17 protein-coding genes are annotated in these 15,113 nt (G+C 59.4%); 11 read left to right on the plus strand and 6 right to left on the minus strand.

Going from position 1 to position 15,113, the window contains the following annotated elements:
* Window positions 1-31: 31 nt before the first annotated feature.
* The 3 genes from ubiA to M0P56_RS12175 all read right to left on the minus strand — a co-directional run bounded on the left by ubiA (window position 32) and on the right by M0P56_RS12175 (window position 2,131).
* The gene (gene ubiA, locus M0P56_RS12165; protein WP_291510290.1) at window positions 32-934 is read right to left on the minus strand and encodes a 4-hydroxybenzoate octaprenyltransferase; all 903 of its coding nucleotides are present in this window, start codon (window positions 932-934) and stop codon (window positions 32-34) included.
* Window positions 934-1,449, minus strand: coding sequence for a chorismate lyase (locus M0P56_RS12170; RefSeq protein ID WP_291510291.1), 516 nt, complete (start codon window positions 1,447-1,449; stop codon window positions 934-936). The genes ubiA and M0P56_RS12170 overlap by 1 nt, the downstream gene beginning before the upstream one ends.
* 97 nt (window positions 1,450-1,546) lie before the next feature.
* The gene (locus M0P56_RS12175) at window positions 1,547-2,131 is read right to left on the minus strand and encodes a methyltransferase domain-containing protein (protein WP_291510292.1); all 585 of its coding nucleotides are present in this window, start codon (window positions 2,129-2,131) and stop codon (window positions 1,547-1,549) included.
* A gap of 158 nt (window positions 2,132-2,289) precedes the next feature.
* On the opposite strand from M0P56_RS12175, the gene M0P56_RS12180 reads away from it, so the two are divergent.
* The 6 genes from M0P56_RS12180 (at window position 2,290) to lnt (ending at window position 7,992) form a co-directional block, all read left to right on the plus strand.
* Window positions 2,290-2,685 (plus strand): DUF3568 family protein, encoded by a 396-nt coding sequence (locus tag M0P56_RS12180; protein ID WP_291510293.1) that lies wholly within the window; start codon window positions 2,290-2,292, stop codon window positions 2,683-2,685.
* 84 nt (window positions 2,686-2,769) lie between these two features.
* Window positions 2,770-4,125 carry a tRNA (N6-isopentenyl adenosine(37)-C2)-methylthiotransferase MiaB gene (miaB, locus tag M0P56_RS12185; RefSeq protein ID WP_291510294.1) on the plus strand — a complete coding sequence of 452 codons (1,356 nt, stop codon included), beginning with the start codon at window positions 2,770-2,772 and terminating at the stop codon, window positions 4,123-4,125.
* A 4-nt stretch (window positions 4,126-4,129) separates the two neighbouring features.
* Window positions 4,130-5,113, plus strand: a complete 984-nt coding sequence (locus M0P56_RS12190; RefSeq protein ID WP_291510327.1) for a PhoH family protein — start codon at window positions 4,130-4,132, stop codon at window positions 5,111-5,113.
* Entirely contained in the window at window positions 5,110-5,607 is a 498-nt protein-coding gene (ybeY, locus tag M0P56_RS12195; RefSeq protein WP_291510295.1) for an rRNA maturation RNase YbeY, read from the plus strand. The genes M0P56_RS12190 and ybeY overlap by 4 nt, the downstream gene beginning before the upstream one ends.
* A complete protein-coding gene (locus M0P56_RS12200; protein ID WP_291510296.1) occupies window positions 5,600-6,475 on the plus strand; it encodes an HlyC/CorC family transporter in 876 nt (291 codons plus the stop codon). The genes ybeY and M0P56_RS12200 overlap by 8 nt, the downstream gene beginning before the upstream one ends.
* Window positions 6,472-7,992 (plus strand): apolipoprotein N-acyltransferase, encoded by a 1,521-nt coding sequence (lnt, locus tag M0P56_RS12205; protein ID WP_291510297.1) that lies wholly within the window; start codon window positions 6,472-6,474, stop codon window positions 7,990-7,992. The genes M0P56_RS12200 and lnt overlap by 4 nt, the downstream gene beginning before the upstream one ends.
* Here lnt and pmbA read toward each other — a convergent pair.
* Window positions 7,961-9,307, minus strand: coding sequence for a metalloprotease PmbA (gene pmbA, locus M0P56_RS12210; protein WP_291510298.1), 1,347 nt, complete (start codon window positions 9,305-9,307; stop codon window positions 7,961-7,963). The genes lnt and pmbA overlap by 32 nt on opposite strands.
* A gap of 298 nt (window positions 9,308-9,605) precedes the next feature.
* Between pmbA and M0P56_RS12215 the strand changes: the two genes are divergently transcribed.
* From M0P56_RS12215 to M0P56_RS12230, 4 genes are read left to right on the plus strand one after another with little or no spacing between them, the layout of a single operon-like run.
* Entirely contained in the window at window positions 9,606-10,574 is a 969-nt protein-coding gene (locus tag M0P56_RS12215) for a zinc ABC transporter substrate-binding protein (protein WP_291510299.1), read from the plus strand.
* A 13-nt stretch (window positions 10,575-10,587) separates the two neighbouring features.
* Window positions 10,588-11,412 (plus strand): metal ABC transporter ATP-binding protein, encoded by an 825-nt coding sequence (locus M0P56_RS12220; RefSeq protein WP_291510300.1) that lies wholly within the window; start codon window positions 10,588-10,590, stop codon window positions 11,410-11,412.
* Between the two features lie 19 nt (window positions 11,413-11,431).
* A complete protein-coding gene (locus M0P56_RS12225; RefSeq protein ID WP_291510301.1) occupies window positions 11,432-12,322 on the plus strand; it encodes a metal ABC transporter permease in 891 nt (296 codons plus the stop codon).
* An 18-nt stretch (window positions 12,323-12,340) separates the two neighbouring features.
* Window positions 12,341-13,135 (plus strand): metal ABC transporter permease, encoded by a 795-nt coding sequence (locus tag M0P56_RS12230; protein WP_291510302.1) that lies wholly within the window; start codon window positions 12,341-12,343, stop codon window positions 13,133-13,135.
* A 46-nt stretch (window positions 13,136-13,181) separates the two neighbouring features.
* Here the strand turns inward: M0P56_RS12230 and M0P56_RS12235 are convergent, their stop codons facing one another.
* Together M0P56_RS12235 and M0P56_RS12240 are read right to left on the minus strand one after the other, a co-directional pair.
* A complete protein-coding gene (locus M0P56_RS12235; RefSeq protein ID WP_291510303.1) occupies window positions 13,182-13,994 on the minus strand; it encodes a helix-turn-helix transcriptional regulator in 813 nt (270 codons plus the stop codon).
* Window positions 13,991-14,215: a PbsX family transcriptional regulator gene (locus M0P56_RS12240; protein ID WP_291510304.1), complete on the minus strand. Its 225-nt coding sequence runs from the start codon at window positions 14,213-14,215 to the stop codon at window positions 13,991-13,993. Before M0P56_RS12240 ends, M0P56_RS12235 begins: the two co-directional genes overlap by 4 nt.
* A 132-nt stretch (window positions 14,216-14,347) precedes the next feature.
* On the opposite strand from M0P56_RS12240, the gene M0P56_RS12245 reads away from it, so the two are divergent.
* Entirely contained in the window at window positions 14,348-15,112 is a 765-nt protein-coding gene (locus M0P56_RS12245) for a class I SAM-dependent methyltransferase (RefSeq protein ID WP_291510305.1), read from the plus strand.
* Window position 15,113: the final 1 nt, after the last annotated feature.

Consider the following 15,113-nt stretch of genomic DNA (forward strand, 5'->3'; position numbering starts at 1 on the left):
ATGCACGGATGGCCAAAAAATGGTCAATCTTCTATAGTGCCGTCGGTAGAATGGGTACCCCGCACGGAGCCAGCCCGGCAACAATCCCCCAGAAGAGCAGCAAACCGATCCAGTTATTATGCAAAAAAGCGCGGAATGCCTGATCCCGGTCGCCGCCGAGCAGCGACTGCTCGTAGGCCGCGAGAACGGTGGCACCTGCCAAGGCGATCCAATAAGGCCAATGCATGCCCTGCTCAACGCCGATCCCGAAAAAAGTCATGAGCATGACGGCTTGCAGGCCAGCAACGGCGTGACGGTCAAAACGTCCAAAAAGAATGGCCGTCGACTTGATTCCGGCCTTGAGGTCGTCTGGACGGTCGGCCATAGCGTAGGCCGTGTCATAGGCGACGACCCAGCAGGCATTGGCCAGCATCAGCCACCAGGCGAGTGCCGGAACTTGCCCGAGGGTCGCGGCAAACGCCATGGGTATACCGAAGGAAAAGGCGATACCCAGATAAGCTTGCGGGAGGTGCGTGAAGCGCTTGAATAGCGGGTAGGTAACAGTAATGAGCACGGCGCCCGCCGCTAACCATATGGTCAGCCAGTTGAGAAAGGGCAAGAGCGCTGCGGCTAGCAGGCAGAGAATAACGAACAGGCGCAGTGCTGCCCGCGAGGTGATCAGGCCTGTCGCCAGGGGGCGCTGGCAGGTACGGGCGACCTGACGGTCGAAATCGCGGTCAAAGTAATCATTGATCACACAGCCCGCTGAGCGCATCAACCAGGTGCCAACGGTGAAAATCAGGAAGTGATCGAGTGACGGAGTACCCCTAGCGGCCAGCCAGAGTCCCCAGTAGGTGGGCCAGAGCAGGAGCAGGGTGCCAATGGGACGATCCATGCGCATCAGGGCCACATAGGCGCGTAGGCGTTGGCGGAGTGGCGCCGGAGTCGCTTGCATCAGCGTCGTCCTCGACCCGCCCAGCTTGGCAGGTCCGGCAGGAAATGCTCTTCGACCAGGACCCCGGTAGCACCGCGACGCAATACGGACCGCCTCTGCCAGCGGCGCTGGCCGAATCGTGGTTGGCTCTCGGCTTGAATCGGGGAGCGCCGCAAACGGCGGTGACGGAATAGGGTATTACCGATGGGGCGCGTGCCATGGCGGGTCAGCGGTAACAGACCGTGACGCAGTCCGCACAAAGGAATGGTCGTGCGCGCCCAGAGCGCCGGACGCATTGGGTCGCCACCGTGCAAGAGGACCTCGCGCCAAAAAATCTGCTCTCCGCGATGTAGGCGCAATATGCGGCGCTCGACCGGTGCAGGATTCGCGCGCCCGCTACCCAGCAGCAGCGCCTGCACCACATGCGGCTTTCCGTAAGCCCGTTGTAGCGCTGCAGTGAGAGAGGCTGGCAAGGTTAGCCAAGGCCATAGCGCACGAGGGGCATGGCGCAGGGGGGGCGGATTTTTGGTGATCATTTTGGAACAGGGCAGGGACCCATTGTCTGACGCGGCACTCTGTGTCTTTCGGTCATGCCTCATCATTCTCGCCCCTTTTTTTGTCAACGCGACCAAATCAGCACTGCTGGGGGGCGTGATAAATGAAGGCGTCTACCCGAGCCGGTGGCACATTGCGCCAGACCACGGCGACGCGTCGGCGGCGGAACTCCGGTGGCAAGCCCCGGCAGGAACTGCGGAAGTGGTAGGTAAACTGGATGAAGACCGTGCCGTGATGACTGATCCCCGGAAGTTGCTGAAAGATGCGCTCGACGACTGCTTTGGGAATGCTGCGCAGCGGCAGACTGGACACCACGGCGCGGACCGGACCGCGATGCGCCACCAGGTGTTGAAGGTGCGCTGCGTCTCCTTCAATGACCTCCACCTCGGGATAATGCTGGCGCAGGTGGCGGACCATGGCTGGCGCCTGCTCGACAAGAACCAGATCCCGCGGTGGAATGCCGCTTTCCAGCAAGGCCTTGGTGACCGGTCCCATGCCCGGCCCCAACTCCACCACCAGGCCGGGGCTGTGGGGCACCATGGCGGCCATACGGCGGGCGAGGAAGGGCGAACTGGGTAGCACCGCTCCAATGGCATGAGGGTCGCGTAAAAACTCGCGGGTAAAGTGCCAAGGCTGGGACATCGGCCCGGAAGATCGGGACATGGGCTTTCTCCACCGGTGGAGGCAAAACGCTGGTCATCGCGTCGCCGAATGAATGGCGCGTATGGTAGCACGATGCTGCGGATGGCGTCATGCCGGACTACTTTTGGGTTATACTGGCGCCATGGGAAACTGATCTTCCGGGTTTAATGAGGATGAATATGAATAAGAACAAGCGATTGTTTCTGATCATCATGACGATACTATCCCCAACCTTGCTCAGCGCCTGTAGCACGGAGGATGGGGGTGGGCCGCTGGCGGCCGTCTATACCGGCCAGGACACGCACTACTACCCGACGGCATTTCAGCCTACCCGTGCGGCAGCCACGCAGGTGCTGGGGCAAATGCATTGTGTCATTCTCAGTACCGAAAGTGCGGGCACTTCCTCCCAAGGCAGTGTTATTCATGCGCGTAGCGGGCACATGCTGGTGGATGTAACGATCACGCCGAAGGGGCCGCAGGTCACTGCGGTGGCCACCCGTTTTGGTCTGCTGGGTAGTGTTCAGGACGATCAGCGCTTTCACTACCTGCTGAAATCAGCGCTGGGTTTGGGGTGATTCCGTAATCGGCGACCGCCCCTTGTCAATCCTTCGGGGTGGCCCTATCATCATCCATAAAGTCCTCACTTTTTTGGGAATGCATTGCAGAACCTGTATATCAAGACTTACGGCTGTCAGATGAATGAGTATGACTCTGAGCGCATGGCTGATTTGCTTGCGGTCAGTCATGGGTTGCATCTGGTGGACGATCCGGCGCTTGCCGATGTGCTCCTGCTCAACACCTGCTCCATCCGTGAAAAGGCCGAAGACAAGGTCTTTACTCAGCTCGGCTTTTGGCGCCCTTTCAAGGAACGGCGCCCGGAGGTGGTGATCGGTGTAGGGGGCTGTGTAGCCAGCCAGGAAGGAGAGCGATTGAGGCGGCGCGCTTCTTACGTGGATCTGGTGTTCGGACCGCAGACGCTGCACCGTCTGCCGGATTTACTGGATGCCTGTTTGGCCGAGCGCCGCCCGCAGGTGGATGTCGCCTTCCCGATGTTGGAAAAGTTTGATCATTTGCCGCAGCGGCCGGGCCGCGACGGAGCGACTGCTTTTGTCACCATTCAGGAAGGCTGCGATAAATTCTGTACCTTCTGTGTGGTACCCCATACCCGGGGACGGGAATATAGCCGCACCATGCCCGATATCCTGCGTGAGGTGCGTGCGTTGGCAGAGCAGGGCGTGCGTGAGATCACCCTGCTGGGGCAGAACGTCAACGCCTACCGGGGTGCGACGGGGCTGGTGGGTGAGGGCAGCCTGGCCGATCTACTGGAACGTCTGGCGCGAATTCCCGGTATACTGCGCCTGCGTTATACCACTTCCCATCCCAGTAACCTTGACGATGAATTGATTGCGGCGCACGGCAGTATCGATATTCTCGCACCGCATTTGCATCTGCCGGTGCAAAGTGGCTCTGACCGCATTTTGCGGCGTATGCACCGTAAACACACGGTCGAGCAATATCTGGATAAGATTGATCGCCTGCGTGCCGCCCGTCCAGGCATCCAGATTTCTTCGGATTTCATCGTGGGATTTCCGGGTGAAACCGATGCGGATTTTGCCGCGACCATGGAATTGATCGATGCGGTGCGCTTCGATCAGTCTTTTTCCTTCAAATATAGCCAACGCCCTAATACACCGGCGCTGAAGCTGAAAGACAGCGTGCCCGAGACCCTCAAGGATGAGCGTCTGGCGGTATTGCAGGGGCGCATCAACGGGCTGGCGCAGGGCTATGCGCAAGCCCTGGTGGGCACGCGGCAGGCGGTACTGATGACTGGACCGTCGCGCCGTGATCCGCAGCAACTGACGGGCAAGACCGCTTGCAATCGCTCGGTCAATATGGCGGGGCCCATGGATTGGGTCGGACAGATGCTGGATGTCGAAATTACGGCAGCGCTGCCCAATAGTCTGCGCGGGCGTGTGGTGCATACGGCACCCGCGAGCCAGCGCCTTGCCATATAGTCCCATGGAGCCTCCCGGTAAGACGCTGAGTGTCAGCCACAGTGATTTCATTGCTGAACACGCCAGTGCGGCGATGCTCTCCGAGCTGTCCGGTGAGTTGGATAGTCATATCAAACAGATCGAGTCGCGCTTGGGAGTGGTTATCCTGCCCCGTGGCACACGCTTTCATATCACCGGGACAGCCGCTTCTGTGCAGGCAGCGCAGGAAGTACTCTCCAAGTTATATGCTCAAGTACGCCAGGGTCGGTCCTTGTCCAGTCATTGGGTACATCACAGCATCCAGAATGTGCAACTGGAGGCGGAGGCGGGTGCTACGGCGGTGGAATCTTCCGGCATACAGACCCTCAAAGGGCTGATTCGTGGTCGTGGGCAACGGCAGCGCCATTATCTGGAGTCTATCCGCCATAATGATCTCACCTTCGGTATCGGCCCAGCTGGTACCGGTAAGACCTATCTGGCCGTTGCAGCGGCGGTGGAGCAGATGGATAGTAATCAAGTGCGACGCTTGGTGCTGGTTCGTCCTGCCGTAGAAGCGGGCGAGCGCCTGGGTTTTCTGCCGGGATCCCTGAGTGAAAAGGTCGATCCATACCTTCGCCCACTTTACGATGCGCTCCATGAAATGCTGGGTTATGAGAAAGTAGCCAAGCTGATGGAACGGCAGGTGATTGAAGTGGCGCCCCTCGCCTACATGCGCGGACGTACCCTCAACGACGCCTTCATCATCCTCGATGAGGCGCAGAATACCACCCCGGAGCAGATGAAAATGTTCCTGACCCGGATGGGTTTCGGTGCCAAAGTCGTGGTAACCGGTGATGTGACTCAGGTGGATTTGCCTCGCGGACAGCTTTCCGGGCTGGTGCAGGCCATGGATGTGCTGGGGAACATGCCGGGTATCGATATGGTGTTTTTTGAAAGTGCCGATGTGGTGCGTCATCCGCTGGTGGCACGGATTGTGGAAGCCTATGACCGCTTCGGAGAAAAGGCATGAGTCGTCTTTATCTGCGCATGGCCGTGGACGATGCCGCCGTGACCTTGCCACTGCCGTCTCGTGCGGAGGCGCGCCGGGTGATTCTGCGAGCGCTCTCCGCCCCTTCGGCGCGGGCATCCGCCGATGACCGGATATGCGAACTGTCCCTGACGTTTGTGGCCGATGCGGAAATAGCGGCACTGAATGCGGGGTATCGGGGTAAGGCTAAGCCGACCAACTGCCTGTCCTTTCCGCAGGATAGGCTACCAGCGATGTTCCGCCGTGATCTGCTGGGCGATATCGTTATCGCCCCGGCGGTAGTCATGCGCGAAGCCGCCGAGCAGGGCAAGCGCCTGCGTGACCATTATCGTCATTTGCTCATTCACAGTACCCTCCACCTCCTCGGATACGACCATGAAGTGGTTGCCGAGGCACAGGAGATGGAGGCGCTGGAAATCCGATTACTGGCTGAAATGGGTGTGGCCGACCCTTACCTGAACCAAATGCATGAGTGAAGATCGAAGTGGCCAGGAACGACCTCGGAGCTGGTGGGAACGATTTACCCAGTCCTTGCGTGGCAATGTGGAAGATCAGGATACCCTGCTGGAACTGGTCCGTGAAGCAGGTGAACGGCAGATCATCGACGCCGAAGCAGCGCGGATGGTGGATGGAATCTTCCGCATGGGCGAGCTTACGGTGCGGGACGTGATGATTCCTCGGCCACAGATGGAAGTGATTGAACTGGATATGCCTTTATCGGAGATTATTGCCCGGGTGTCTGAGGTGGGGCACTCGCGTTTTCCGGTGGTGGGGGATGACCGCGATGATGTGCGCGGCATTCTCCTGGCCAAAGATCTGTTGCGAGGCTGTCGGGGCGACATTCCAACGCCGCGGTTGACGGAGTTGCTCCGCCCTGCGACCTTCATTCCCGAGAGCAAACACCTGGATCACTTGCTCTACGAGTTCCGCACGGGTCGACATCACATGGCCGTGGTAGTAGACGAGTACGGTGGTGTCGCCGGCCTGATCACCATCGAGGACGTGCTGGAAATCATCGTCGGGGCAATCGAGGACGAATACGATATTGACGAGGATATGATGATCGCGCCGCGCGAGGATGGCGATTTTCTGGTGAATGCCCTGATTCCACTGGAAGAATTCAACGCGCATTTTGTGGCGCACCTGGCGGATGGCCATGCCGACACGCTGGGTGGCTGGGTGGCGACGCGCTTGGGTCATGTGCCGCGTATGGGGGAAGTCGTAGAGGAGGAGGATTTGCGGCTGGAGGTATTGCGGGCGGATCGTAAACGGGTGCAGATTCTGCGGGTGACGCCGCCGCGCAGTGCATCCCTGCCGGAGACGGCGACCCAGGATGGTCTATGAAGGGTGATGTGCTGAGAACATCATCCTTTCCTGTGCGGCTTCTGGCCGCATTCATTTTGGGTGCGGCCTGGCCTTTGGCCTTTGCGCCGTTTGCTTTGTGGCCGCTGGCCATCACTCTGCTGTTTGGCCTGTTTTGGCTGGCGACTACAGAGGAGCGCCCGCGTCGTGTGGCCGCCCTGGGCACTGTTTTCGGTTTTGCGGCCTTTGCGGCGGGAACAAGTTGGATCGCCATTACCCTGCATAATTTTGCCAATATGGACTGGGTATTGGCGGGCGCCGCCGTCGCTGTGCTGGCTGCTTGCTGTTCCATCTATGCGGCGCTGGCCTTATGGCTGGCTGGCCGTTTTTTTGTCGGAAATGCCCGGCTGTTGGCCCTGCCGGTGTTGTGGATTTTGGGGGAATGGGCGCGGGCCCATCTCTTTACGGGCTTCCCCTGGCTGGCGACGGGATATACCCAGACCCATGCCTTCCTCGGCGGTTTCGCGCCCTGGCTGGGGCAGTATGGAGTGGGATTGGCGACCGCCGGAGTGGCGGCCATCCTGGTCTATATGCTGCAACGACGGCAGTCCCGTCATGTACTGATGGGGGGCGTCGCCTCGCTCCTTGTGATTTTCGGCGTGGCCATGGCGGCGGCTTCGGTGTCCTTCACCCATCCCGCAGGCAAACTGCTGCGGGTGACTTTGCTGCAGGGTAATATTCCCATCACTGAGAAGTGGAATGCCGGCAAAGTCAACGCCATCCTGCATCACTATGTAAACCTGATTTTACAGACACCGCCCGATACCCAGTTGATCGTCCTGCCGGAGACCGCTTTCCCCATTTTCCAGACGGAACTGCCTGGTCTGATTGAGCAATTGCAGCAATGGTCAGCGATGCACCATAAAATCCTGCTCATCGGCATTCCCGAGGAGACCGGCCGCAAATATTACAATGCGGCCATGGAAATCGACGGGAAGGCACCCGTGCGCTGGTATCAGAAAGAGCATCTGGTGCCCTTTGGGGAGTACATCCCTATGCCCAGCCTGTTCGGGCCGCTGGTGCATCATTTTTTACCGGGGCTCGGTAGTTTCTCTGCCGGGCATGGGCCTTATGCCTTGCCTGTAGATGGACAAAAAGCCGGTACAACCATCTGCTATGAAGAGTCCTTCTCCCGCGATGTGCGCAAGGGCGTGAAGGACGGGGCCACCTTTCTTTTGAATATCAGTGATTATGCCTGGTACGGCCATAGCATCGCCGCCGCACAGAGCCTGCAAATGGCGGCCATGCAGTCCCTGCAGGAGCAAAAACCCGATGTTCGTGCGACCAACACGGGCATTACCGCGCTGATCTCGCCGCATGGACGCGTGATTTCGCAATTACCCCAGTTTGTGGTGGGCACCCTGAATGGGGCCATACAGCCGATGGCCGGAAAAACACCCTTCGGACGCTGGGGCGGTCTCCCCTATCTGTTGTTGAGCCTGATTCTTCTGCTGCTGGCCGTCGTCCTCACTCACCGGCAATCATCATCTCGTCAATGAGGATGGAGGGGCAGCCGGTGTTGCCGTGAATGAGCAAGTCGTTGCCCACGGCGCTCATGCCCTGGAACATATCCTGTAAGGCTCCGGCAATGGTGATCTCTTCGACGGGATACTGAATCTCCCCATGCTCTACCCAGAAACCGGCGGCGCCCCGTGAATAATCACCGGTTACCATGTTGATGCCGAAGCCGATGAGTTCGGTGACCAACAGGCCGCGTCCCATCTCGCGGAGCAGATCCTCCAGAGAGGCGTCTCCAGGTTGCAGGGTGAGATTGTGGGCCCCGCCAGCATTACCGGTGCTCTGCATGTTCAACTTGCGGGCGCTGTAACTATCGAGGATGTAACCCTCCAGCACGCCATCAGCGATGATGTCGCGATTGTGGGTGGCGACCCCCTCGCCATCGAAACTGCTGCTACCTAATCCTCGCCGCCGTAGTGGTTCTTCATAAATGCGGATGTGTTCCGGGAAGAGCTGTTTGCCAAGGCTGTCCAGTAGAAAAGAGCTTTTGCGATACAGGCTGCCGCCGCTGATGGCGCTGGCGAGGTGGCCGATAAGGCTGGACGCAACTTGGTTTTCAAAGATCACCGGGGCCTTGGAGGTGGCCACCTTGCGGGCATCCAGACGGCGCAGGGCGCGTTGCGCGGCTATCTTACCGATGGCCTCCGGCGTTGCCAGGGCGTCGGCGGCACGGGCCACATCGTACCAGTAGTCTCGTTGCATGCCGCCTTTGCTGTCTTCGGCAATCACCGAGCAGGATAGGCTGTGTCGTGAGGAACGGCTGTTGCCCATGAAACCCAGGCTATTGCCATAGACCGACGTGCCCTCGCCAGTGCCGAGGCTGCCGCCTTCAGAGTTGTGAATGCGCGGATCACTGTCGCGAGCGGCCGCTTCACAGCGGCGTGCCAGATCAGCGGCGGCGTCAGCATCTATGGACCAGGGATGATAGAGGTCCAGATCGGGAAACTCTTTGGCGAGCAGTTCGGGATCGGCGAGCCCGGCAAAAGGGTCTGCTGCCGTATGCCGGGCAATGGTGAGCGCCGCTGAAACCGTCTCTGACAAGGCCTTGCGGGAAAAGTCCGAGGTGGAGGCGCTGCCTTTGGACTGGCCCAGATAGACGGTGACCCCCAACCCCTTGTCCTGATGGTATTCGATGGATTCTACTTCCCCCAGGCGCACTGTTACCGACAAGCCTCTGCCGGTGCTGGCGGAAGCCTCTGCCGCACTGGCGCCCTGCTCGCGGGCAAGGCTGAGCATGTCGCCAACGATCTGGGTCAGGGTGCTGGTATCGAGGGTGGAGTGGGGGGCTTGGCTCATGAGGTGTTTTCCCGCAGGTGATGGAACAATCGTTTCATCTTACCCCCAAGCTTCAGGGCAGGGGAAGCTTGGCGCATGAATTCGGTCTGCGCTACGGCGGGAAGCCAACGCCGGGCTGTTGCGGCGCCAGATGAAGGATGCGCATTATTTGTTGTATGGATGAGGAGTAGTCTATTCCTCTCTTCTTGAATGTACGCTTGACATGGAATAGGTCTTTCGCTAAATTGCAACAAAGTTGCATTATGAAAATAATGATCATCTCGCATAGCCCTTTACTGCTGCTTCTGGGGTTTTGAAAATGCTTAAATTCAAGAAGAACGCCTCTACGTTTTCAATGACCGGCCGCCGCCCGCACGGCTGGAGTCCCGCCCTGCGCACCATTCCGTTGTCTTTGCTCGTCTTGTGTGCCGGGCTGGGCATGGCGCGGGTAGCCGCTGCGGCGACCATTCATGCTGTAGGTATAGAGAGTCAATATGCCAATGTGGTCGGCCAGATTGGTGGAGAATATGTCACTGTTACTGCCATCGAAAGCAATCCCAATACGGACCCGCATACCTTTGAAGCGAGCCCTGCCGTGGCCCGAGAGATCACTGCCGCGCAGATCGTGGTGCGTAATGGCGTCGGCTATGACGGTTGGGCCGAGAAGATCCTCATGGCGGACCCCGGCGCCCAGCGCAAGGTGATCGTCGTTCAGGATCTACTCCATCTGCCGAAAAGCACCAAAAATCCACATCTCTGGTACCTGCCGGAAACGATGCCTGCCGTGGCCAAGGCCGTTGCCCAGAGTCTGACGGAACTGGACCCCGCCCATGCCGCCTATTTTATGGCCAACGTGCGTCAGTTTGATGCCTCCTTGAAGCCCTGGTATCGGGCAATTGCCAGCTTCAAGGCCCAATTCGGTGGAACGCCGGTGGCAGTGACGGAGCCCGTCGCTGATTACCTGTTGCAGGCTGCGGGATGCGACATCAAAACGCCGTGGAAACTACAGGCGGCTATCATGAATGGTACCGACCCGGCGCCGCAGGATGTGAGTATCCAGGATCAACTCATTAAGCAGCATCAGGTCAAGGTGTTCCTTTATAACCAGCAGGTGACCAATGCGCTGACAGCGTCATTTCTAAGTAAGGCGAAAGCAGCGAATATCCCTGTGATCGGTGTCTATGAAAGCATGCCAGCAGGCTATAGCTATCAGTCCTGGATGCTGGCGGAGGTGAATGCGCTGCGTAATGCGGTGAAGCATGGCACTTCAACGACTGTGCTGAAGTAATACGACATTGGGAATGCCTGATCCAATACTTTCGGTTGCGCGACTCTCTGTGGATTTGGGCGGTCGCCGCATTTTGCGGGATGTCAGTTTTGAGCTCTATCCCGGCCAGCTTTGTGCCCTGATCGGTGAGAATGGTGCGGGCAAGACGACCCTGCTGCGCAGTCTGTTGGGTCTGACGCCAGTCCGCGCGGGGCAGGCCTTGATTGATGGCGCGCCCGCTGGTCAGCGTCGTGCCCTGATCGGCTATGTCCCCCAGAAAATCGCTTTTGATGCGGATATTCCCCTGCGGACCCGCGATCTGGTGCAGTTGGGGCTGGATGGCCATCGCCTGGGTCTGCCGCTGTTTTCCGGCCGCAAAAAAGCCGTGGTAGATCAAGCGTTGCATGCGGTCGGGGCAGAGGCCTTTGCGGATCAGCGGGTTGGGGAACTCTCCGGTGGCCAGCAACAGCGGGCGGTTATCGCCCATGCCCTGGTGCGTCAGCCGCGTCTGCTCATTCTTGATGAGCCCTTGGCTAATCTGGATTTCGGCAGCGCCAATGCGCTGGTGGCGTTGCTTGGTACGTTGACTCGCACCCAGCAGATTGCCGTATTGGTGACTGCCCATGATATGAACCCACTCTTACCGGTCATGGACCGTCTGGTCTATCTGGTGGGCGGCCAGGCCGCCACCGGCAGTGTGGAGGAGGTGGTGCAGCCTGAGGTGTTGAGTAAGCTCTATGGTTACCCGGTAACGGTATTGCGGCATGGGCGGCGGATACTCGTGCTACCCGATGTCACCGCTGAAGATGCCGAGGCGGGCACGGCAGCGCATATACCGCATCCAGAAAAGGCCGATTAACGCCATGTGGAATCTTTGGATGCTTTTGGGAAATTCCAGTTTCTTCAGTAGTGAGCCGGTGCAAACCGCGCTGATTGTGGGGACTTGCGCAGCGCTGGTCAGCGCGGTGATCGGTGTGTTTACCATATTGCGCGGCAACGCCTTTGCCGGACATGCCCTGGCCGACGTGAGCAGCGCCGGTGGGGCGGCCTCCTTCCTGCTGGGCATCAATCCCTTGCTGGGCTTTCTGGGCATGGCCTGGATTGCGGCCTTCGGCATGGCGTTTCTTGGTGTACGCAAGGTGCGGGAGCGCGATCTTGCCACGGGCATCGTTCTGGGGGCGGGATTGGGTCTGTCGGCGCTCTTTCTTTATCTGGATGTGACGACTACCAGCACTACGGGCGCAGCGGTATCGGTGATGTTTGGTTCCATGTTTGCGATTCCGCAGAGCCTTATCGGCCCTGCGTTGGCGGCCTCCGCTGGGGTGTATTTGCTGACGGGTCTGCTCTACCGGCCGATGCTGCTGACGGCGGTGGACCCTGATCTGGCGGCCGCACGAGGTATCTCCCTGCGTTGGATCGGTTTGCTGCAACTGCTAGCCCTGGGGCTGGCGGTGGCGGTCTGCGCTCTGGCCATCGGCGCGGTGCTGGCGACCGCATTGCTCATTGGTCCGGCGGGGGCGGCGATTCGTCTGAGCCGACGTCCGGCGCAGGCGATCTGCGGGGCCATTGCTATTGGTTTGACGGCGGTCTGGGGTGGTATCTGGATGGCCTATGAGAGTTACTACTGGTTTTCCGGTAATGCCTGGCCAGTGAGCTTTTTTGTCGTGACGCTGGTGTTCGTGTTTTATCTGGCGGTGGTGCTGGTGGCTAAGATGACGGGCTTGTCGGCGCGTCCAAAGCCGGTCATCTGGCCGCACTGCGAGGTATAAGGCATGTTCTCCAGCTTCATGAGCAATACTTGGATTGCCGCCAGCGCCGTTGCTTTTGTCGCGGCTTTCGTCGGATTTTTTGTGGTGGCCAGACGTTCGGCCTTTGCCGCCCATGCCTTACCACTGGGTGCCTTTCCGGGGGCGGCGGCGGCCAGCCTGCTAGGGATCAATCCGCTGATCGGGCTGCTGGTTTTTGTTGGAATAGGGGTTTTACTCCTGCGCCAACTGGTGCGCGTGGGGCGTCGCGATGTGGGCACGGGTCTGCTGCTGGTGCTGTTTCTGGGGGTGGGGGCGTTGTTGCTCAGCATGACCAGTGAGTATGCGCCTGCGGTGTTTTCTTTACTTTTCGGCGAGGTGCTAGGGGTCAGCGACGCCGATTTGTGGCCCATACTGGGCATCTGCGCGCTGGTGGTCGTGGGCATCGCCCTGTATTTTCGGCCCCTCTTGCTGGATTCGACTTTCCCCGATCTGGCTGCCTTGCAGGGGATCCGCGCATCACGCATGGATCTGGTGTTCCTGACCCTGCTGGCCCTGGTGACGGCCACGGCCTTGCCGGTAGTGGGGGCCTTCCTGGTGTTCACCCTGCTGGTCGGCCCGCCGGCTGCCGCCCAGGCGTTGAGTGGCAATCCCATGCGCGTGCTGGCGCTATCCGTGATTTTTGCAGAGGGCTGCATCTGGAGTGCCATCGCGCTCTCTTACTGGACCAACTGGCCCATCGGTTTTTTTGTCGGGACCATGGGCGCGGGCTTGTTTACGGTGGCGCGTTCTTACCGGCACTGGAATCAGCGGCAGCGCAATTTCGTGACGGTATAAATACGCAAGGAACGGTGTATGAATCCGTCTGTGCATCTCTAGTGGCTCATCCTGAATTTTGAGGGGACGCTATCTCGAGTGGCAGCAGGATGACTAGCTTGAGATCGGTGCTGGTCGCTGGCAACAGCGTGCTCTGCTCATAGATCACCTGCCCGTGCTGTGGATGCTGAAAAACCCGTCTGCCGCCCTCCCGTTCGACGACATCCTGTGCAGCCCAGAGCTGAGAAAAGATTGCACTCTTTTCCTGAAGATGCTCGATTTGGCGGGCCATTTGCGGATCGTCCAGGTGCTTGCCCACATCCGCACGAAATTCCGCGATGACCCGCCGGGTACGGCCTTCCCAGTCGGCGACAAAACTGCGCGCCGAGGGATTCAGCAGGAGGAATTCGAGCAGATTAGGGGGCGGGCTGCCCGGTGTCGGGGGTTGGTCCATCCAGCCGACAAAATGCGCCGCCGCGGCCGTGTTCCAGGCGATGGCATTCCAATAGCGATCCAGTACATAGGCGGGTGTGTCCAGGGCGTGCACAATCCGCAGTACCGCATGCGGGGGCTGGGTATGGGCTTTGTCGGCAGTGGGATCAGCACGGCCGGCCAGATCGAACAGGTAGGCGCGTTCAGCTTCGGAGAGTTGCAGTGTTTGACTCAGACGGTCCAGTACGGCAGTGGAGGGCTGTACGGGGCGGCCCTGCTCTATCCAGGTAATCCAGGTGCTGCTGATTCCACAGAGGAGGGCCAACTCCTCACGACGCAGACCCTGGGTGCGTCGTCGTCCTTGTATGCTGAGGCCCGCCTGCTGCGGCGTGACTTTTTCGCGGTGACGGCGGATGAAATCGCCGAGAAGGGATGCGTTGCCGGTCATGGGTAGACAGTCAGCAAATGCCCAGCGCTTATTCGATCATCGATCATGACTTCTCCGCCGTGCTTCAGCGGATCAAAGCGATCCAGGTGTTCGCTGCGCGTCAGGTGGTCTGCGGGAACCGGCGCGACGATGGCCCGGCCCGCCTCGACCCGCAGCGTCACCTCCTGACCCGCATGCAGGTTGGTTTTGAGGGTAATGGCGGGAGGCGGTCTGGTTTCCATGTTTTTTCTCCGGGATGCAATACAAGTCCTCATGGTAAAATTTATACTAGTATACATTGTCATATTGTACCAGTTTAATAAGGCGTATACGATGCATGCACATCGTTAAAAAGGACAGCGTAAGGATTGATCATGGACCAGCAAAAATTGGTAGATGCACAGTTTGGTGTCGCCGCGATGGATTACCTGCAGAGCCCTACGCATGCGCAGGGGGCTGATCTGGAGCGGCTACGCGCGTTGGCCGATGGTCAGCGGGATTGGCGGGTACTGGACCTCGGCTGTGGTGCCGGACACGCGAGCTTTGCGCTGGCGGGTGAGGTCATGGAGGTAATGGCTTATGATCTCTCGACAGAGATGCTGGTGGTGGTGGCGGCCGAGGCGCAGCGGCGCAAGCTGGCGAATGTGCAGACGCAGCAAGGCGTGGCGGAAACTTTGCCTTTCGCCGATGCCCGCTTCGATCTGGTGGTGACCCGCTTCTCGGCGCACCACTGGGCGGATGTGCCGCGTGCCCTGAGGGAAGTGCGGCGGGTACTCCAACCGGAGGGCAGGCTGGTGGTGATTGATGTTGTCGCACCGGAAACACCGCTGCTGGATACCCTGCTGCAAAGCATCGAAGTCTTGCGGGATGCCTCCCATGTGCGCAATTATCGGTGTTCTGAGTGGGAAGTCATGCTGGTCCGGGCGGGTTTCGTTGTCAGCGATCGGGAGGGATGGAAACTGCCTTTGTGCTTTGAGAGTTGGATAGCGCGCATGCGGACCCCGGCGTTGCGGGTCGCCGCGATCCGCAGTCTTTGCGCGGATGCCGCCACCGAGGTGCGGGACTATTTCGCCATTCAGCCGAACAACGATTGTGCCATAGATGCGGCCTGGATAGAGGCCGTACCGCCGCCCGCCTGAC

The organism is Acidithiobacillus sp. (assembly GCF_023229925.1).
GTDB lineage: Bacteria > Pseudomonadota > Gammaproteobacteria > Acidithiobacillales > Acidithiobacillaceae > Acidithiobacillus.